At 70.5% G+C, this 18,369-nt stretch carries 21 protein-coding genes; 11 read left to right on the top strand and 10 right to left on the bottom strand.

The genetic code is table 11. From position 1 onward, the window contains the following. From BLW09_RS02080 to BLW09_RS02065, 4 genes are read left to right on the top strand one after another with little or no spacing between them, the layout of a single operon-like run. Positions 1-1,161 (top strand): carbohydrate ABC transporter permease, encoded by a 1,161-nt coding sequence (locus BLW09_RS02080; RefSeq protein ID WP_089907804.1) that lies wholly within the window; start codon positions 1-3, stop codon positions 1,159-1,161. Then, the gene (locus tag BLW09_RS02075) at positions 1,158-2,069 is read left to right on the top strand and encodes a carbohydrate ABC transporter permease (RefSeq protein ID WP_089907801.1); all 912 of its coding nucleotides are present in this window, start codon (positions 1,158-1,160) and stop codon (positions 2,067-2,069) included. The genes BLW09_RS02080 and BLW09_RS02075 overlap by 4 nt, the downstream gene beginning before the upstream one ends. Further along, positions 2,066-2,809 (top strand): peptidase E, encoded by a 744-nt coding sequence (locus tag BLW09_RS02070; RefSeq protein ID WP_089907798.1) that lies wholly within the window; start codon positions 2,066-2,068, stop codon positions 2,807-2,809. The genes BLW09_RS02075 and BLW09_RS02070 overlap by 4 nt, the downstream gene beginning before the upstream one ends. Beyond that, on the top strand, positions 2,806-5,040 hold the full coding sequence (locus tag BLW09_RS02065) for a glycogen debranching N-terminal domain-containing protein (protein ID WP_089907795.1): 2,235 nt from the start codon (positions 2,806-2,808) through the stop codon (positions 5,038-5,040). Before BLW09_RS02070 ends, BLW09_RS02065 begins: the two co-directional genes overlap by 4 nt. Before the next feature lie 77 nt (positions 5,041-5,117). Here BLW09_RS02065 and BLW09_RS02060 read toward each other — a convergent pair whose 3' ends face one another. After that, complete coding sequence (locus BLW09_RS02060) at positions 5,118-6,191, bottom strand: NAD(P)-binding domain-containing protein (protein ID WP_089907792.1); 1,074 nt, start codon at positions 6,189-6,191, stop codon at positions 5,118-5,120. 143 nt (positions 6,192-6,334) lie between these two features. Here BLW09_RS02060 and BLW09_RS02055 point away from each other — a divergent pair, with 143 nt between their 5' ends. Further along, positions 6,335-6,568, top strand: coding sequence for a DUF3073 domain-containing protein (locus BLW09_RS02055; protein ID WP_089907789.1), 234 nt, complete (start codon positions 6,335-6,337; stop codon positions 6,566-6,568). A 92-nt stretch (positions 6,569-6,660) separates the two neighbouring features. On the opposite strand, the gene BLW09_RS02050 is transcribed toward BLW09_RS02055, so the two are convergent. From BLW09_RS02050 to BLW09_RS02015, 8 genes are all read right to left on the bottom strand, one after another. Then, the gene (locus BLW09_RS02050; protein WP_089907786.1) at positions 6,661-7,275 is read right to left on the bottom strand and encodes a response regulator transcription factor; all 615 of its coding nucleotides are present in this window, start codon (positions 7,273-7,275) and stop codon (positions 6,661-6,663) included. Then, positions 7,272-8,438: a sensor histidine kinase gene (locus BLW09_RS02045; protein WP_089907783.1), complete on the bottom strand. Its 1,167-nt coding sequence runs from the start codon at positions 8,436-8,438 to the stop codon at positions 7,272-7,274. Before BLW09_RS02045 ends, BLW09_RS02050 begins: the two co-directional genes overlap by 4 nt. Before the next feature lie 31 nt (positions 8,439-8,469). Beyond that, a complete protein-coding gene (locus BLW09_RS02040; RefSeq protein WP_089907781.1) occupies positions 8,470-9,213 on the bottom strand; it encodes an ABC transporter permease in 744 nt (247 codons plus the stop codon). Beyond that, positions 9,210-10,133, bottom strand: a complete 924-nt coding sequence (locus tag BLW09_RS02035; protein WP_089907778.1) for an ABC transporter ATP-binding protein — start codon at positions 10,131-10,133, stop codon at positions 9,210-9,212. The genes BLW09_RS02040 and BLW09_RS02035 overlap by 4 nt, the downstream gene beginning before the upstream one ends. A gap of 68 nt (positions 10,134-10,201) precedes the next feature. Further along, the gene (locus BLW09_RS02030; protein WP_089907775.1) at positions 10,202-11,458 is read right to left on the bottom strand and encodes a Calx-beta domain-containing protein; all 1,257 of its coding nucleotides are present in this window, start codon (positions 11,456-11,458) and stop codon (positions 10,202-10,204) included. A 60-nt stretch (positions 11,459-11,518) separates the two neighbouring features. Beyond that, complete coding sequence (purM, locus tag BLW09_RS02025) at positions 11,519-12,640, bottom strand: phosphoribosylformylglycinamidine cyclo-ligase (RefSeq protein WP_089907772.1); 1,122 nt, start codon at positions 12,638-12,640, stop codon at positions 11,519-11,521. A 43-nt stretch (positions 12,641-12,683) separates the two neighbouring features. Next, positions 12,684-14,255 (bottom strand): amidophosphoribosyltransferase, encoded by a 1,572-nt coding sequence (gene purF, locus BLW09_RS02020; RefSeq protein WP_089907769.1) that lies wholly within the window; start codon positions 14,253-14,255, stop codon positions 12,684-12,686. A 29-nt stretch (positions 14,256-14,284) separates the two neighbouring features. Continuing rightward, complete coding sequence (locus tag BLW09_RS02015) at positions 14,285-14,704, bottom strand: hypothetical protein (RefSeq protein WP_089907766.1); 420 nt, start codon at positions 14,702-14,704, stop codon at positions 14,285-14,287. 100 nt (positions 14,705-14,804) lie between these two features. On the opposite strand from BLW09_RS02015, the gene BLW09_RS02010 reads away from it, so the two are divergent. From BLW09_RS02010 to BLW09_RS01985, 6 genes are all read left to right on the top strand, one after another. After that, positions 14,805-15,203, top strand: a complete 399-nt coding sequence (locus tag BLW09_RS02010; protein WP_231946997.1) for a hypothetical protein — start codon at positions 14,805-14,807, stop codon at positions 15,201-15,203. A gap of 44 nt (positions 15,204-15,247) precedes the next feature. Further along, positions 15,248-15,613 (top strand): hypothetical protein, encoded by a 366-nt coding sequence (locus BLW09_RS02005; RefSeq protein ID WP_231946996.1) that lies wholly within the window; start codon positions 15,248-15,250, stop codon positions 15,611-15,613. Between the two features lie 26 nt (positions 15,614-15,639). After that, positions 15,640-16,014 carry a hypothetical protein gene (locus tag BLW09_RS02000; RefSeq protein WP_231946995.1) on the top strand — a complete coding sequence of 125 codons (375 nt, stop codon included), beginning with the start codon at positions 15,640-15,642 and terminating at the stop codon, positions 16,012-16,014. A gap of 137 nt (positions 16,015-16,151) precedes the next feature. Continuing rightward, positions 16,152-17,228 (top strand): Mbeg1-like protein, encoded by a 1,077-nt coding sequence (locus BLW09_RS01995; protein WP_089907759.1) that lies wholly within the window; start codon positions 16,152-16,154, stop codon positions 17,226-17,228. 19 nt (positions 17,229-17,247) lie between these two features. Next, complete coding sequence (locus BLW09_RS01990; RefSeq protein WP_089907756.1) at positions 17,248-17,610, top strand: hypothetical protein; 363 nt, start codon at positions 17,248-17,250, stop codon at positions 17,608-17,610. Beyond that, a complete protein-coding gene (locus BLW09_RS01985) occupies positions 17,607-17,954 on the top strand; it encodes a hypothetical protein (protein ID WP_089907753.1) in 348 nt (115 codons plus the stop codon). Before BLW09_RS01990 ends, BLW09_RS01985 begins: the two co-directional genes overlap by 4 nt. Here the strand turns inward: BLW09_RS01985 and BLW09_RS01980 are convergent. Further along, positions 17,948-18,304, bottom strand: a complete 357-nt coding sequence (locus BLW09_RS01980) for a sterol carrier family protein (RefSeq protein WP_089907750.1) — start codon at positions 18,302-18,304, stop codon at positions 17,948-17,950. The two genes, BLW09_RS01985 and BLW09_RS01980, sit on opposite strands and share 7 nt — an antisense overlap. Positions 18,305-18,369: the final 65 nt, after the last annotated feature.

Genomic DNA, 18,369 nt, shown 5'->3' with positions numbered 1-18,369 from the left:
ATGTCCACAACCACGAGTCGGTCTCGTCGCACCGGTCTGCGGCGCGGCGAGGCCGCCTCGGGGTGGTTGTTCACCGCCCCGGTCATCCTGCTGCTCGGCGTCTTCCTGGTCATCCCGGTGCTCATGGCGCTGTGGGTCAGCTTCTCCGACTGGGGCGGCCGGGGCAGTCCGTTCTCCTCGGACGTGAACTTCGTCGGCTTCGACAACTACGCGAAGCTCCTCTCCGGCGGCGGCCTCGCCGAGCAGGACTTCGGCATGTCGCTGAAGAACAACGCCTGGTACGTGGTGCTCGTCGTGCCGATCCAGACCGCGGTGTCGCTCGGGCTGGCCGTGCTCGTGAACCGGGCGATCCTCCGCGGCCGCGGGTTCTTCCGGACGGCGTTCTACTTCCCGTCCGTGACGAGCTCCGTCGCCATCACCGTGCTGTGGCTCTTCCTTTTCAGCACCAGCGGCGCGGTCAACAAGGTGCTGTCGTGGGTCGGCATCCACGGCCCGAACTGGTTCAACGACCCGTCGGGCATCATCCACGACCTGCTCGCCGTCTTCGGCGTGACGCAGGGGCCGGCAGCGCTCACGCAGAACACGGCACTCGGCGTCTCCTGGTGGGACTGGCTGGGCGGGCCGTCGGTGGCCATGACGGCGTACATCATCATGGCCGTCTTCACCACGAGCGGCACGTTCATGCTGCTCTTCCTGGCCGCGCTGCAGAACCTCGGCGGCGACATCACGGAGGCGGCGATGATGGACGGCGCGAACGGCTGGCAGCGGTTCTGGCGCATCACCCTCCCGCAGCTGCGCCCGACGTTGTTCACCGTCCTCACCCTCGGCCTCATCGGCTGCTGGCAGGTGTTCGACCAGATCTACACCGGCACCCGGGGCGCGCCCGGCAAGACGACGCTGACCCCTGCTTTCCTCTCCTATCAGACCTCGTTCGTCAACCAGGAGTGGGGTCAGGGCGCCGCGATCGCCTTCATCCTGTTCGTCATCATCGTCGTGTTCACCCTGCTGCAGCGGTGGATCCTGCGCGAGCGCTCGGTCTCCAAAAGGCGGATGCGGCTCTACCAGCCGGCGCTCGCGGCCGACACCGGTGCGGCGGGTGCGCCGAGCAGCGTGCCGTCCTCGAGCAGCGACGACTCCGAGCGGAAGGGAGCGAACCGATGAGCTCCACCACGATCCAGGCGGAACAGCGGTCCACCGCTCCCGCCCCGACGCCTCCGCCGCGGCAGCGACGCCGGCGCTCGACGGCGACGATCGTCGCGACCTCCGTCACGTACGCGGTCCTGATCGCGCTGGCGGTGGTGTACATCATGCCGTTCCTCATCCAGGTGGCCACGTCGTTCAAGACGGATGCCGAGGCGACGGCCAACCCGGTGGCGCTCATCCCGCAGACCTTCACCACCGCGGCGTACACGAAGCTCTTCGTCAACTCCGACTTCCCGGTGTGGTTCGCCAACTCCGCGGTGGTGACCGTCTTCGTCACCCTGGGCAGGGTCTTCTTCGACTCGCTCGCGGGCTACGCGCTCGCCCGGCTGCACTTCCGTGGCCGGACGATCGTGTTCGCCGCACTGGTCGCCGTGATGTCCGTGCCGATGGTCGTGCTCCTCATCCCCAAGTTCCTCGTCATCAACCAGTTGGGCATCTACGACTCCTACACGGGCATGATCCTGCCGCTGCTGACGGACGCCGCCGGGGTCTTCATCATGAAGAACTTCTTCGAGTCCATCCCCGCGAGCGTCGAGGAGCAGGCGCGCATCGACGGAGCCGGCACCTTCCGGGTGTTCTGGTCGATCGTGCTCCCGATGGCGCGTCCGGCCCTCATCACGATCATCATCCTGTCGTTCCAGGGATCGTGGAACGAGCTCGCCCACTTCATCGTCTCGACGCAGAGCCCGTCGCTCACGACGCTGACCAAGGGCGTCGCCGGGCTGGCCAGCGGCCAGCTGAGCCAGGGCAGTCAGTACCCGCTCAAACTGGCGGCGGCCGCGATCATGACCATCCCCGTCGCGGTGCTCTTCTTCATCTTCCAGCGACGGATCATGAACTCGAGCGAGGGGGCGGTGAAGGAATGACCGCGACGGAACCGACCATTCTCGCCACGTGCGGCGGGCTGAACGGCGGCGAGTGGACCGACTCGGTGTACGGTCCGCTGCTGCACCACGCCATCGACCTGGCGCAGGTGCACGGACGCGCGCCGCGCGTCACCCACATCAACACGGCGGGCGGCGACCAGCGCCACATCGAGGGCGCCGAGCTCGAGGCGGCCCGGGCCGCCGGGGTCGAGGCGACGCACCTCCGGCTGTTCCCGCATCCCAACATCGCCGACCTGCGGACGCACCTCCTGACGCAGGACGTCGTCTGGGTGAGCGGCGGCAGTCTCGTGAACCTGCTGGCCGTCTGGCGCGCTCACGGCCTCGACCGGCTGCTGGCCGAGGCGTGGCGGAGCGGCGTCGTGCTCGCCGGGGGATCGGCGGGCGCGCTGTGCTGGCACGAGGGCGGCACCACCTCCTCCTTCGGCCCCGGGATCTCGGCTGTCCGCGACGGGATCGGCCTGGTGCCCGGCTCGCTCGCCGTACACTACGACTCCGACCCGAAGCGACGTCCGGCGCACCAGCGTGCCGTGGCAGACGGCACCCTTCCCGACGGGTACGCCCTCGACGAAGGGGTCGGCCTCGTCTATCGGGGCAGCTCGCTGGTCGACATCGTCGCCGAGCGACCGGGCGCCTCCGCCTGGCGCGTCACCCGCGCGGGCGACGGCGTGCGCGAGGAACGCCTCGAACCCCGCCTGCTCGCCGAGGAGGCCGCCGCATGACCCGCGCCACCGGGACGGACCGCGAGCCGGCCGGAACTCCCCTGGCGGGAACCGCAGCCGCTCCCGTCCCCGCATCCACCCCCGCTTCCCCGTCCACCTCGGCTTCCCCATCCACCCCCGCTTCCCCATCCAACTCGGCTTCCCCGTCCACCCCCTCCGACGACCGAACGACCGAACAGCACGCCGGCGCCCCGCAAGCGCCCGGCGACGACCACGAAGGCACGACCCTGACGATGACCCAGCCCCTCCAGCCGCTCCTCCACGACAGCGTCGTGGTGCTGACCGCCCCCTCCCAGGCCTGGTCGGCCGCCGACGGGCGGATCGACGGGCACGGCATCCACGGCTTCTACCACTCCGACATCCGGGTGCTCGATCGCGCCCTTCTCGCGGTCAGCGGTGCAACGCCCGAGCACATCGCCACGGCTTCGCCCGCCGCCGCGTCGACGGTCTTCACCGCACTCGCGCGCGGCATCGACGACGCCACGGCGGACCCCCGCGTGCGCATCGACCAGCGACGGACCGTGGACGCCGGAGCGCTCGGCGAGCGCATCGTCGTTCGCAACGCGCTGGGCGACGACCTCCGCACCACCGTCGAGGTGGACCTGCGCGCCGACTTCACCCCCATGCAGAAGGTCAAGGCCGGGCTGACCGGGAGCGAGCATCCGGTGACCCTCGAGCGTTCCGAGAACGACACGGTCGTGATCGGCAGCGGCCCGGTCACGGCCCGCGTGTCGGCCGCCGGCGCCGCCATCGCCATCGACGGACTGCGCGTGACCCTGCGCTGGGAGATCGAGGTGCCCGCGCACGGAGACGCCGTCGTGGAGTGGAGCACCACCGTCGACGACCCATCGGCCGTCGTGGCCGGTGCGGAGCCGTCGCAGGAATGGTCCGCCTTCCGCGCGTCGACCGGCGACTCCCGGCTGTCGTCCTGGCTCGATCGCGCGATCGCCGACCTGCAGGCGCTGCGGATGTCGACCGTCGAGCACCCGGACGACGTCTTCCTCGCCGCGGGAGCCCCCTGGTTCTTCACGCTGTTCGGGCGCGATTCGATCTGGGCGGCACGCATGCTGCTGCCGCTCGGCCACGAGATCGCGGCGTCGACGCTGCGGGTGCTCGCCCAGTACCAGGGCACGGAGACGGTCGCCGAGACCGCGGAGCAGCCCGGCAAGATCATGCACGAACTGCGGCCGGGGGCACTGGTGATCCCCGGCGAAGGCGTCGTCCTGCCGCCCCTGTACTACGGCACCGTCGACGCGACGGCCCTGTGGGTCTGCCTCCTGCACGACGCGTGGCGCTGGGGCATGCCCCGACACGAGGTCGAGGCGCTGCTCCCCCACCTGGAGGCGGCCCTCGCCTGGATGCGCGACGACGGGGACAGCGACGGCGACGGCTTCCTCGAATACATCGACACGACCGGGCACGGCCTCGCCAACCAGGGCTGGAAGGACTCCGGCGACTCCATCCAATGGCGGGACGGCACACTCGCGGACGGCCCCATCGCCCTGTGCGAGGTGCAGGGGTACGCCTACGAGGCCGCTGTCGGCGGCGCGGCGCTGCTCGACGCCTTCGGCCGCCCGGGCGGCGACGACTGGCGCCTCTGGGCCGCCGAGCTGAAGCAGCGATTCGCGGACGAGTTCTGGATCGCCGACCCCGCGGGCGCCTACCCCGCGGTCGCACTCGACGCGGCCAAGCGCAAGGTCGACACCGTAACGAGCAACATCGGTCACCTCCTCGGCACCGGCATCCTCGACGAGGAGCAGGCGGCTCTGGTGGCGCGCCGCCTCGTCTCGCCGGAGCTCTCCTCCGGCTACGGTCTGCGCACCATGGCGACGGACTCGGGCGGCTACTGGCCGCTCAGCTACCACGGCGGCTCGGTCTGGGCCCACGACACGGCCATCGCGATCACAGGGCTCGCGCGCGACGGATTCCGCACGGAGGCCGCCCAGCTCTCGGACGGGCTGCTCGCCGCGGCAGCCGGCTTCGGTTACCGAATGCCGGAGCTGCACTCGGGCGACAGCGCCGCGGAGAGCAGCGCGCCCATCCCCTACCCGGCGGCCTGCCGGCCGCAGGCGTGGTCGGCGGCGGCAGCCGTGGCCGTGCTGAGCGCCCGGCTCGGGCTGCGCGCGGACGCCCCCGAAGGACACTTCGACGTGCGTCCGGACGCCTCGGCGGGCGGCATCCGTGTGGACGGCCTCCGTTTCAACGGCGAGTCCCGGTCCGTCACCGTCTGACGCACGATCGAGCCGTGAGTCGTCGCCGATATCGGCGCCGAGTGGCGACATCATGTCGCACCTCGGCGCCAGGTCGGTCAGAGCTGCGCCATGATCTGGCGCGCGATGATCCGGCCGGCGCGGTTCGCGCCGATCGTCGACGCCTGCGGGCCATACCCGGCGAGGAATATGCGGGAGTCCTGCCAGGATGCTCCGGACGCGACGGTCAGGCCGCCGGTCTTCTCCCGCAGGTGCAACGGGGCGAGATGACGCAGCTCGGGACGGAAGCCGGTCGCCCAGATGATCGCGTCGGCGCGGGTGAACGAGCCGCCCGGCCAGCGCACGCCGTGCTTCTCGATGCGGGTGAACATCGGCCGCTCTGTCAGGACGCCGCGCTCGACGCCCGCGGCGATCCGGCGGGTCCGCGGCACGCCCGTCCCGCTCACGATGGACGGGAGCGCCTGCCCGGCGCGCGCCGCAGCGTCCTGCATGGCCACGGCCGCGACCCCGCCCTCGATCGTGAGCTCCGACTCGTCGCGGAAGTCGACCGGCCGCCGGGTGGCCCACGCCAGCGACTCCGCGACGCCCTCCAGCTCGAGCAGGAAGCCGATCGCGCTCGTGCCGCCGCCCACGACGACCACCGACTGGCCGGCGAACTCATCGGCCGACCGATACGTGGAGGTGTGGACGTGACGCCCGGCGAAGTCGTTCATCCCCGGGTAGTACGGCACGAACGGCGAGCCCCAGGTTCCGGAGGCGTTCACCACGATGCGCGTCGCCGTCTCGCCTGCGCTGTGCTCGACGACGAGGTCGGCGCCCCGGTCGGACACGCTGCGCACGGAGACCGGTCGCTGCACCTGCAGCCCGAAGTGGTCCTCGTAGCGGCGGTAGTAGCCGGCGACGATGTCGCGGGCCGGGAGCGAGCGGTCGGCCGTCTCGAAGCTGAGACCGAGCTCCGACATCCCGGGCAGATCGTTCACGTGATGGGCGCTGCCGAGCTTGAGCGCATCCCATCGGTGCTGCCAGGCTCCGCCGGTCAGGGGACCGCGGTCGTACACGATGAAATCGACGCCGGGGGTCAGCTCGAACCGCCGCAGATAGTAGGCGACTGCGAGGCCTGCCTGGCCCGCGCCGATGACCACCACCTGGGTCTCGGTCCTGGTCGTGCTCACACGCTCATCCCATCACTTCTCGCTGTGCGGGAACTCGGGGGTCCGTGATGTCCGCATGCTAAACTCCATGCTAGTTTTCACTGTTTCTATTCGATCCCCGGGGAGCCTCTCTCGCCCGGGCTGGGACCAAAAGGGGGTCACGCATGGGGCGCGGCCGTCAGAAGGCAAAACACACCAAGATCGCACGGCAGTTGAAGTCGTTCAGTCCCAATGTGAACTACGACGCTTTGGAGCGTGAGCTGACCGGCCACGCCCACGGCGACGACGAGCAGTATGCGAAGTGGGCCGAGTACGAGGCGGAGGACGAGACCGAGTCCGAGGACGCCTACGCGTACGAAGACGAGGACGAGGAGACAGGCACTCCGAAGCGCGCCTGAGCGCTGACCGGCCGACCGACCCCAGGTACGGAGCCTCAGAAACCGAGCCTCCCGCACGGAGCCCGCCCCGGCTCCCCGCTCCGGGCCTCGCCTCAGAGCCATCCCTGGCGCGTCGCGATCGAGACGGCCTCCGAACGATTGCGGGCGCCCGTCTTGCCGATCGCGCTGGACAGGTGGTTGCGCACGGTCCCGTCGCTGAGGTGCAGCCGCCGGGCGATGTCCGAGATCGTCCCGCCCTCCGCGGCCACCTCCAGCACCTCGGCCTCCCGCAGCGTCAACGGCGATGCGCCCGAGGCGAGCGACTCCGCCGCGAGCGCGGGGTCGACAACCCGCAGCCCGGAGGCGACCCGGCGCACGGCGTCCGCCAGCTGGCCCGACGGGGTGTCCTTGACCACGAACCCGGAGGCGCCGGCCTCCATCGCCCGCCGGAGGTATCCCGGCCGGCCGAACGTGGTGACGATCAGCGACCGGCAGGCGGGGACCGCGGCTCGCAGCAGCGCAGCCGCCTGGATGCCGTCCGCGCCGGGCATCTCGACATCCAGCAGCGCGACCTGCGCCCCTGACGCGCGCGCCGCATCCACCACCTCGTCGCCCCTCCCCACCTGCGCGACGACCTCGAGGTCCGGTTCGAGGTCGAGCAGGGCGGCGAGCGCGCCGCGCACCAAGGCTTGATCGTCGGCCAGCAACAGCCGGATGGTGTCGGTCACGTCGCCCTCCGCACGCTCAGCAGCGTGCCTCCGCGCGGCCCGGCTCCGACCGCGATCCTGGCGCCGACCAGGGCGGCGCGGGCACTCAGCCCGGCGAGCCCGGAGCCCCCGTCGGCGACGCGCGAGACGTCCGCCCCCACCGGCGCCGGTTCCTGGGCGCTCCCCTGCGGGCCACGCCCGTCGTCTTCGATGTCGAGACTCTCCGGCCCGACGGTCACCCAGCAGTTGCGTGAGCCGGAATGGCGGATGACATTGGTGACGCCCTCCCGGAGCACCCAGCCGAACAGCTCGCGCAGTTCTGGCTCGACCTCCTCGCCGTTGCGGGGAAGGTGCGCCTGAATGTCCGCCGCGGCGAGGCCGGCCTGCGCCGCGGCCAGCTCGGTCGACAGACTCATCTCGCGGTACCCGGCGACGGCGGCGCGCAGGTCGGCCAGTGCCGAGCGGCTGAGGCGCTCGATGTCGGCGATCTCCTCCACGGCGCGGTCCGGGTCGGTGGGGATGAGTCTGCGCGCCAGCTCCGACTTCACCGTCACGACGGTGAGCGAGTGGCCGAGCACGTCGTGCATATCGCGCGAGAACCGGGCCCGCTCTTCGATGACGGCGAGCCGAGCGATCTCGCCCTGGGCGTTGCGCAGACGCCGGAGGGCGTCGAGCTGCCGGGCGAACGCGCTCATCATCACACCGATGGACACGGTGACCAGCGCGATGAACCAGTCGTCCTCCACGGTGCCGACGACGGTGAAGACGATGAGCTGCAGAGCGCCGAGGGAGCCGATGATCGTCAGGGCGATCGGGGTGCGCGCGATCACCATCCCGACCGCGCACGCCACGTAGACCCAGGTCCAGCAGGCGACGACCCCGATCACCGGGAAGAGCGTCAGCGTCAGCGCGAAGTAGAGCCCGACGCCGATGTACCGCCTCCGCTCGCTCTCCCACCAGAGGAGCGGCGGGAGCACGAGGAAGGCCACGTAGACGACGGCGAGCAGGGCCGTGGTGCCCAGCTTCTCGCCGACCGTGCCCGACGAGTTCCACAGGGCGATGAGGACGGAGACCTGGTAGAGGAGGCCGATCATCGCTCCGGGGTACCAGCGGTACGCCGCCGGGTGGGTGAGCCGGGCGCGCCATCCGACCGGACGGACCTCCAGCATCTCGCGCGAGAACACGTTGCTACCTTAGCCAGCGGCCCAGCGCCGCTCAGCCCCGCGCCGCATCCCGCCGGTAGCGCCACACGATGAGCGCGCCGAGCGCGAGCGCCCACGCCGTGAGCACGATCGCCGGCGTGAGCGCGTCGCCGCTCTGCAGCGCGCCGAGCTGACCGACGCGGTTGAGCCAGTACGACGGGACCGCCTTCGCCACATCCGCCACCCAGGCCGGGAAGAGCTGGAGGGGGATCCACAGGCCGCCGAGCACGGCCATGCCCATGAACACCGCCATGAACAGCGGCTGCGCGAACTCGGGCTTCGCCAGCTGCCCGATCAGGATGCCGAGCAGCGCGAACGGGACGACGCCGCACCAGATCGCCAGCGCCGCGAGAATCCAGCTGCCCGCGGAGAGGTGGGGATGGTAGAGCGCGATGGAGACGCCGATGATGACGACGATGCTGAACAGGGCGAGCGCCAGCGCGGCAACGAGCTTCGACACCAGGTAGCCCGTGCCGGTCAGCGGGGTGATGCGCAGCTGGCGGTTCCACCCGATCGAACGCTCGGTGACGATCTGGAACGCCTGTGAGAGGGCGGACATCATCCCGCCGTACGCAGCGACCTGGATGGTCGTGACCGCGATCCAGGGGAGGTGCGTCGCCGCATCCACCTGCCCCGCGCCGCCGAAGGTGCCGCCGAAGGCGAAGAGCATCACCAGCGGCACGGCGAGGGTGAAGATCATCGCGCGCATGTTCTTCAGCTGACGGAGGGACTCGCGCCCCAGGTAGGCGATGCTCATGAGAGGGCTCCTTCCGTGTCGCGCGCCTCGGTGAGAGCGAGGAAGGCCTCGTCCATGGTGTGCGCGGTCACTTCGATGTCGTGGATGTCGTCGTGCGCGGCGAGCAGGGCCCGCAGGGTGGCGTCGGAGTCGTCGCTGATGAGGGTCAGCACGTCGCCGCGCCGGTCGGCGCTTCGGACCCCGGGGAGCGCGACGAGCGCGGCGGTGCTCTCCGGCGTCTCCGCGAAGGCGGCGGTGGCACGGATGCGACGGCCGGAGACGACCGCCTTGACCTCGGCGGGCGTGCCGTCGGCGACGATCCGTCCGCGCGCCATCATCACGATGCGGTCGGCGTACTCGTCCGCCTCGTCGAGGTAGTGGGTGGCGAACACGACGGTGCGCCCGGCGGCCGTGAACGCGCGCATCGACTGCCAGAAGGTGCGGCGCGCCTCCACATCCATCGCCGCCGTCGGCTCGTCGAGGAACAGCAGGTCCGGATCGGAGACCACGGCGACCGCGAACCGGGCGCGCTGCAGCTGCCCGCCGGACAGCTTCGAGACCCGCTGGCGCGCGATCTCGGTGCACCGCGCCCGGTCGAGAGCCTCGGCGACGCTGAGCGGGTGCCGGTGCGCGGCGGCGACGAGCGCCACCGACTCTGCCACCGTCAACGTCGGCAGCAGCGCGCCGCCCTGGAGCATGGCGCCGACCCGACCGGCGGCGACGGCGTCGCGCGGAGGAGCGCCGAACAGCTCGACGCCGCCCGCGGTCGGTCGCGCGAGCCCGAGTGCCAGGTCGATGGTCGTGGACTTGCCGGCACCGTTGGGGCCCAGCAGGGCGACGACCTCACCCGGGCGGATGCTCAGGTCGACGCCGTCGACGGCCGTGAGCGCGCCGAAGGTCTTGCGCAGGCCGGACAGATGGATGGCGGGTGTCTCGTTCACCTCTCCAGGCTGCCGCCGACCGCCCGGCGACGAGCAGAGCGGGTGTCAGGATCTGCGGGTGACGTTTGTCATGCCCGCGCTTCGCGCATCCCCGCGGCACGGACGAGCCCGAGGACGCCGAGGATGCCGCCGGCGGTCAGCAGGATGCCGCCGAACAGCAGGGCGAGGTCCTGTCCGGTCGCCGCCGTCGCGCCGGGCCCCGCCGTCGGGTCGTCCGGCGGGAGCACCGAGGAGACCGCGACCGCAGCGTCCGCGTTCGTCTTGCCCGCTGCGGACGCGGGGGTCGCGGCGGGGACGGCGGGCAGCGCCACCGTCGCCGAAGCGGTGGTCACCGCGGTGGATGCGCGCTGCAGGAGCACGAAGAAGGTCGCGGCGGCCGAACCGGCCGGCCGGGAGGCGAGCGGCACCCGGACGGTCGCCGACGTCTGACCGTCGGCCAGTGCGACCGTCGTGGCGACGGCCGTATAGTCGGCACCCGCGCGGGCGGTGCCGTCTGCGGTCATGACGTCCACCGTGGCGTCGCCGACCGTGGAGGAGCGGGCGACGGTGACGAGCACGCTGGTGCTCCCGGCGACGACGGAGTCGGTGGCGACGGTCAGGGGAGCACTCGGCGCCGTCGCCGTGAACGCGGCCGTTCCCACTGCGGCGAGGAGGCCGGTTCCCTGCTCGGGCTGGAAAGCCGCCGTGACGGTGTGCGCGCCCGCGGCCGAGACCGGGAGGTCGGCGCGGGCGACCCCGCCGGCGGAGACCGCTGCCACGACCGGCGCGCCGCCGTCGAGGGCGAACGCGACGGTCCCGGAGCCCGGGGCGGCGAGCAGCATCCGCGTGACGGTGGCCGAGACCGAGGCGGTGGCGCCGGCCGTCACGCGCGTCGGCGTGCTGATGGTGACGGCGGTCGCCGCCGTGCACGCGGGGGCTGAGGTGAAGTCGGTCGTCGTCGCGCCCAGCCGCCAGGCGAGCGCGGGCTCTGCTGCGGCATCCAGGGTCAGCAGCCAGACGCCGTGGTGCTCACCCGGGTCGAAGCTGGACGGCTGCCCGCGGTCGGCAGCGCCCGAGGTGAGGTCGTTGGCTCCGCTCCCCGCCGGGACCGAGACGGGCGCGGAGGCGGTCGAACGGTAGCCGAGCACGACCGTGCGGGCGGCGACCGCACCGAGCGGCGCATCCTGCACGCAGTCGACGAGCGGCGTGAGGGCATCGGACGGCGCCGGCTGTGCGGCGACCGATTGCGCCGCCAGGGCCGGGGAGGCCGCCGCGATCCCGAGGCCGGAGAAGACCGCCAGGGTGAGCGCCGACGCCAGGCGGAAGCGGGCGTGCGGTCGGCTCACACGCGTCACTCTAGCGGGGGGACGCCCGGTCGCGCTCCGACCAAAAAGGGTGACGTGCGGTCAGCCGGCGTAGGAGCCGACGAGGCGGACGGCGCCGCCGTCGACGCCCTTGGCGCCCTGCTCGAAGCCGGTCAGGTCACGTGCGGCGGTCGAGACGGTGCCAGCGCGCCAGGTCGGGATGCCGTCGGCCGTGATCGCCGCGGCCACCGCGTCCGCCGCCTCCGGGGCGACGACGGCGAACATCCCGATGCCGAGGTTCCAGGTGCCCTCGCTCGACTCGAGCGTGTTGCCCGCCAGGTCGCTCAGGATGCGGAAGACCGGCGTCGGCGACCAGGTGGAGCGGTCGATCTCGACCCACGAGCCGACCGGGAGCACCCGGGCGAGGTTCGCGGCGATGCCGCCGCCGGTGACATGGCTGAGGGAGTGGACGGCTCCGGTCAGGGCCGGGTCCTGCAGCACACGCAGCAGCGGCGCGGTGTAGAGACGCGTCGGCTCCAGCAGGGTCTCGCCGACAACGCCGCCGAACTCGGCCGACCGGTCGGTGAAACCGATGCCGCGGGCCGCGAGGATGTGGCGGACGAGCGAGAAGCCGTTGGAGTGGAGACCGGACGAGGCCATCGCGAGCACGACGTCGCCGTCACGGACGCGGTCGGCGCCGAGCACCGCATCCGCCTCGACCGCGCCGACCGCGGCGCCCGCGACGTCGTAGTCGTCCGGCCCCAGGAGGCCAGGGTGCTCGGCGGTCTCACCGCCGACGAGGGCGGTGCCGGTCTGGGCGCATGCGGTCGCGATGCCCGCGACGATCGCGGCGATCCGCTCCGGGACCACCTTGCCGCACGCGATGTAGTCCGTCATGAAGAGCGGACGGGCTCCCACGACGACGATGTCGTCGACGACCATCCCGACCAGGTCCTGTCCGATCGTGTCGTGCTTGTCGAGCGCCTGCGCGATGGCGACCTTCGTGCCGACGCCGTCGGTCGAGGTGGCCAGCAGCGGGCGGTCGAAGTCCTTGAGGAACGAGACATCGAACAGCCCGGCGAACCCGCCGACCCCGCCCAGCACCTCGGGACCGTGGGTGCGGCCGACGGCGGCCTTCATCAGCTCGACGGCCCGGTCGCCCGCTGCAGTGTCGACGCCGGCGGCGGCGTAGGAGGCGGACGAGGAGGCGGAGGAGTCGGTCACCGCTCCATCGTATCCGTGGCCCGCCGGCACCGGAAAAGCGGTCCTACTCCTGGCGTCCGGGGTCGCCGAAGCTCAGCAGCGGCTCCAATTCGGAGTCAGGGCCGGGCTCGCAGCCGTCGGACGTCGCGTCGGAGCCGTCGTCCGTTTCGGCGACGTCCGGGCGCTCCAGCAGGTTCTTGCCGAGGTGGTGCGCATCCGGAAGCTCGATCGGGTACTTGCCGGTGAAGCAGGCGGTGCACAGCAGCTCGCGCGGCTGCTCGGTCGCGTCGATCATGCCGTCCTCGGAGAGGTAGCCGAGGCTGTCGGCGCCGATCGACTGGCGCACCTCGTCCACCCCGAGGCCGGTGGCGATGAGCTCGGCGCGGGAGGCGAAGTCGATGCCGTAGAAGCACGGCCAGGTGATGGGCGGGCTCGAGATGCGCACGTGCACCTCGGCCGCGCCGGCCTCGCGGAGCATCGACACCAGGGCGCGCTGCGTGTTGCCGCGCACGATGGAGTCGTCGACCACGATCAGGCGCTTGCCCTTGATGACCTCCTTCAGCGGGTTCAGCTTCAGCTTGATTCCGCGCTGGCGGATGGTCTGCGACGGCTGGATGAACGTGCGGCCGACGTACGAGTTCTTGACGAGGCCCTGACCGAACGGGATGCCGGACGCCTGCGCGTAGCCGATCGCCGCGGGGGTGCCGGACTCGGGGGTCGGGATGACCAGGTCGGCCTCGACCGCGTGCTCGCGCGCGAGCTGGCGGCCCATCTCGACGCGGGCCTCGTAGACGCCGCGGCCGGAGATCGTGGTGTCGGGGCGCGCCAGGTAGACGTACTCGAAGACGCATCCCGCGCGCTTCTCGCTGGCGAAGCGCTTGCTGCGGAGGCCGTTCTCGTCGATGGCGATCAGCTCGCCCGGCTCGACCTCGCGGACGAAGCTCGCGCCGACGATGTCGAGGGCCGCGGTCTCCGAGGCGACGACCCAGCCGCGCTCCAGACGACCGAGCACGAGCGGGCGGACTCCCTGCGGGTCGCGCGCCGCGTAGAGGGTGTGCTCGTCCATGAAGACCAGGCAGAAGGCGCCGCGCAGTCGCGGCAGCACCTCCAGGGCGGTCGACTCGAGCGTGTGGTCCAGGTCGCCCGTGAGCAGCGCGGTGACCACTGCGGTGTCGGTCGTGTTGCCCCGGCTGAGCTCTCCGTCGTGCTGCGGGTACCGCTCGTGGACCAGCTGCATCAGCTCGGCCGTGTTGGTCAGGTTGCCGTTGTGGCCGAGGGCGACGGTGCCGCTCGCCGTCGAGCCGAGCGTCGGCTGCGCGTTCTGCCAGCTGGATGCGCCGGTGGTGGAGTAGCGCGTGTGGCCGACGGCGATATGGCCGGGCAGCGAGTTCAGCGCGTTCTCGTTGAACACCTGCGAGACGAGGCCCATGTCCTTGTAGATCAGGATCTTGTCGCCGTCGCTCGTCGCGATGCCCGCCGACTCCTGGCCGCGGTGCTGGAGCGCGTAGAGCCCGAAGTAGCTGAGCTTGGCGACCTCCTCACCGGGGGCCCAGACGCCGAAGACGCCGCAGGCGTCCTGCGGTCCCTTCTCGCCGGGTAGCAGATCGTGACTGAGAAGACCGTCGCCTCCGGCCACAGCGGACCCCTTTCAGGATGTCGGGATGTTCAGCTCTGGGTGTCGCTCGTGCTGGTGTCGTTCGTGCCGGGCTCCGGCTGCGAGCCCTCACGCCGCGCGGGCGACGACCCGGGCTCGGGGACGCGCACATCGATTCTATCCGCCTGGACGCTGCGCGCTCGACGGGCGGTCACCCGGTCGAGCACCAGGGCGACGATCGCGCCGACGGCGACCCCCACGGCCACGCCGATCGCGAGCAGGAAGCCGAAGACGGAACCGCGGTCGTAGGTCGGGTTCTCGGGGAACGAGAAGGTGAGGATGAGCGCCACGATCGCGAACAGGACGGCGCCGGTGATCATGAACCGGAAGTAGCGCGGCGACCGGCGCACGCGGACCTCGGCGGGCGTGACGGTCTCCTCGATCCCGTCCGGCTCCGGCGTCTGCTCCGGGTCGGCCGGACTGTCATTCATGCATCCATTTTCACAGATCGAAACTGAACGACCGTCGGGCGTCATGGATGCGGGGATGGTGCGTCTTTAGGTGTGAGAGGCGTTGGAAGGGGGTGCGGGCGTGGCGAGGTATCGACGGGTCGTCGTTGCGGTGCTCGTCGTCACGCTTGCCACGGGCGTCACGGCGGGACTGGGCGGGTGCTCGGTCTTTCGCGGAGTGGTGAACCAGCAGCTGACCACGGAGGAGAACCTGGCGAATCAGAAGAAGGTGGCGCTGCAGACCATGCGCGACTACCCGAATCCGGCGCTTGAGTCGATCCGGTTCACCAGTGAAGGTCACGTTGACGGCGGGGGCGACTGGAGTGCCAACGCCACTGTCACGATCGACGGCAAGGACTACCGGGAGATCCTCGGGATTCTTACGTCTGTCGGGGAGGTATTTCCAAAGCCGTCACCCGGATCAACACCCGGGGCCGTAACCGTCATCTACAGCGACGACACGTCGGAGGTCCTGAAGTGACGCACTATCGACGCTTCAGGCGAATCATCGCGGCAGCACTTGCCGTGACCATCGCCGCAGGAACCACAGCAGGCCTGAGCGGCTGCTCGATCTTTGGAGGAATCGTGAACCAGCAGCTCTCGACCGAGGACAACCTCGCGAACCAGCGCAAGGTCGCCGAGCAGACCATCCGCGACTACCCCCACCCAGCGTTGGAGTCCATCAGATTTACGTCCGAGGGCCACGTCAACGGGGCGGGCGACTGGAACGCCGATGCCGTCCTCACGATTGACGGAGAGGAATACCAGGAGCTCCTCGGAATCCTTCTCTCTGGGGGTGACGGCGTTCCTACCGTGCCGCCGGGATCATCCTCACCGCACGGTCCGGTCAAGGTCATATACAGCGATGGAACAAGTGAGGTGCTGAAATGACGCTGCACCCCCGATTGCATAGACCAGTGGCCAGGGCAGCGCTCGTCACGGTGATTGCGGCAGCAATCACGACCGGCTTGGGTGGCTGTTCAATCGATGGAGGAAAAATGAATCACCAGCATTCGACGAATCTGGCGAATCAACGCAAAGCTGCGATCGAGTTCATTGGCTCTCACCCTGAAGTCGAGGCAATCGCCTTCACCCGGGAGGGCAGCGTCAGCGGCAGCGGGACATGGGCTGCCAATGCTCTCGTGTCCGTGGGTCAGGTCGAATACCAAGCGATTCTGGGCATCGGAATCGGTTCGACCTCTTGGGAGCCCTGGCCAACCGGGGTTCCTGCTCCTACCCCGATGCGCGTAGCTCTCACGTACAGCGATGGCACGTCCGAGATCGTCAAATGACTTCTGACTCCGACGACGCAGCAATCGCGAACGAGGTGTATTCCGCGGACCCCGGCTGGACAAATCCGCCCATTGCCAAGGGCAGACATTTCACCGACGGCCAAGGCGGCACCATATTCGAAGTCATCGACGAGCCCGTGAACGACCCGGTGACGGGGTTTCAGGCGATCACGGTCGCGCCCCTGGTCGACGGCACGCCGGACCTCTCCCGCCTGTACGTCTCGTACGCCGGGACGAACCCCGCCCACCACGGCGACCTGAACACGGATGCGCAGACGGTCATCGCGGGCAGAGTGACGGCGACACAGACCGAGCAGGCTGTGAAGTACGCCACGGAGATGCAGGCCAAGCACCCCGGCGCGAGCTTCACCGCCGTCGGCCACTCGTTGGGCGGGTACCTGGCGATGTATGTCGCGGCGGAGAAGCACTGGTCGTGCACCAGCTTCAACGGCCCCGACCCGTGGGAGCACCTGTCCCCGCAGGCACGGAAATGGGTCGAGCAGCAGCACGCTGCCGGAAAGAATCCGCTCCGCAACTTCCTGAACGAGTGGGATGCCATCGGCAACGCGCACGGCAACGGCACCGGCGCAGCCATCTACGTCACAGGCAAACCGTTCCAGGGCCTCCTCACCAACCACAACCTCTCCACCGGCTTCCGCTTCGACGGCAGCGGTCGGATCGAAGGCGCCGGAGTTCCCGCCCGCAACTCGTACCAGATCACGGAGAACCTCCTGCACGCGGTCCCGCCGATGCTGCGGGAGCCGCTGGCCGTGCTGGTCGCCGGCGCCATGACCGCCCTCCAGGTGCCCGTGATCGGGGAATCCGTGGGCCGGACCGCCTCCACGGTCATGGTCATGATGGACACACTGGCGGCCACCTCTCTGGCCTCCAACATCTTCAGCGCCGCCGACATCCTGACCACCATCAAATCCGTGAACGAAGGGCTCGCCGCGCGGATGCACCTGGACCTGCTCGAGGCCAAGAACAGCGCCTTCACGATCCCCTTCCTCACCCAGGCGGACATCGAGGACTGCGTGGTCACCGAACGGCTGCGGGTGGAGGACAACATCGACGAGCACGCCGTCCAGGCGGTCAACCGCCGCATCGACGACCACGTCGACACCATCCACTCGCTCTACAACGGCATCAGCAACGCCGTCGTCCACGCCGGCGAACAAGACGCCCGATGGGCGTCGGCGTTCGCCGGCCGGTGAGCAGACGAAGGAGCGAGCCGTGTCCGAATACTTCTCGAACCAGCGCGGTCAGAACCTCGAGGATCTGATCGCGGGGATCGGCGAGGGTCTGGAAGGCGCCGCCGAGGCCGTACAGGCGGCGATCGACGACATGATCCACTCCGCCGCCGTCGGGCTCCTGCACTCGATGCTGCCGCCGATGGTGCACGTCAAGAACGCGACGACGAGAGCCACCGCCTGGACGACGGTGCAGGGGCTCTCCGCGGAGGTCTTCCTCACCGTGACCGGTGCCCGCGTGGACACCGCCGTCCTCGCCGGTCAGGTCGCCCAGAAGGTGGAGCAGGGAGTCGGCCGAATCACCGCGAACCTCGACTACACGGGCGGGGTGAACAGCATCACATGACCGAATTCCACAGCATCGGGGAACTCGAAGACGCCCACGAACGCGAGGCGTCGGCCGCACGCGACCGGATCGAGCAGGCGGAAGAGCACATCCACTACTACCGCTCCCAGATGATCCGCATGCAGGAGCACTTCTACGGGGTCGCCCGTTCGGCGGGTGTTCAGGACGACCCCGGCTTCCAGTACGAACTGCGGCGGGTCACCGCACGCATCGACGAGGACGTATCCGCGGCGACCCGGGTGGTCATCCGCTTCGACGACGAACTCACGGACCTGGGCGCGCGCCAGCGCCGAGAGCGCGAGGACCTCCAGCAGCGTCTGCGCCGGACCGGCGCGGGTCAGTAGCGCAGCGGGACGAGTCCCTCCAGCGACGCGCGCTGGCCGGACGCGTGGACGGCGCCGGAGGCGAGCCCTTCGTCCCACGCCATCGACCCGGAGGCGAGGGCCAGCCAGGTGGCGGCATCCGTCTCGATCACGTTCGGGGGCGTCCCGCGGGTGTGACGCGGACCGGGGATGCACTGCACCGCGCCGAACGGAGGGACCCGCACCTCGACCGTGTTGCCCGGGGCGCGCTCCGCCAGGAGCTGCAGCAGGTACCGCACCGCCGTCGCCGTGGTGTTGCGGTCGGCGCCCCCCGCGACGGCCGTGCGGACGGCCGGGCCGCCGACCTCGTCCGCGATCTTCGCTCTCGCCATGGCATCCATCCTTCCACCGCGGCGACACGAGGCCGGAGTGCCGCATCCACTCCCTCTAGCATGGT

The organism is Leifsonia sp. 21MFCrub1.1 (assembly GCF_900107895.1).
Lineage (GTDB): Bacteria > Actinomycetota > Actinomycetes > Actinomycetales > Microbacteriaceae > Leifsonia > Leifsonia soli.
The sequence above is the reverse complement of the archived record's forward strand: the minus strand, read 5'-3'. Positions and strand labels throughout refer to the sequence as shown.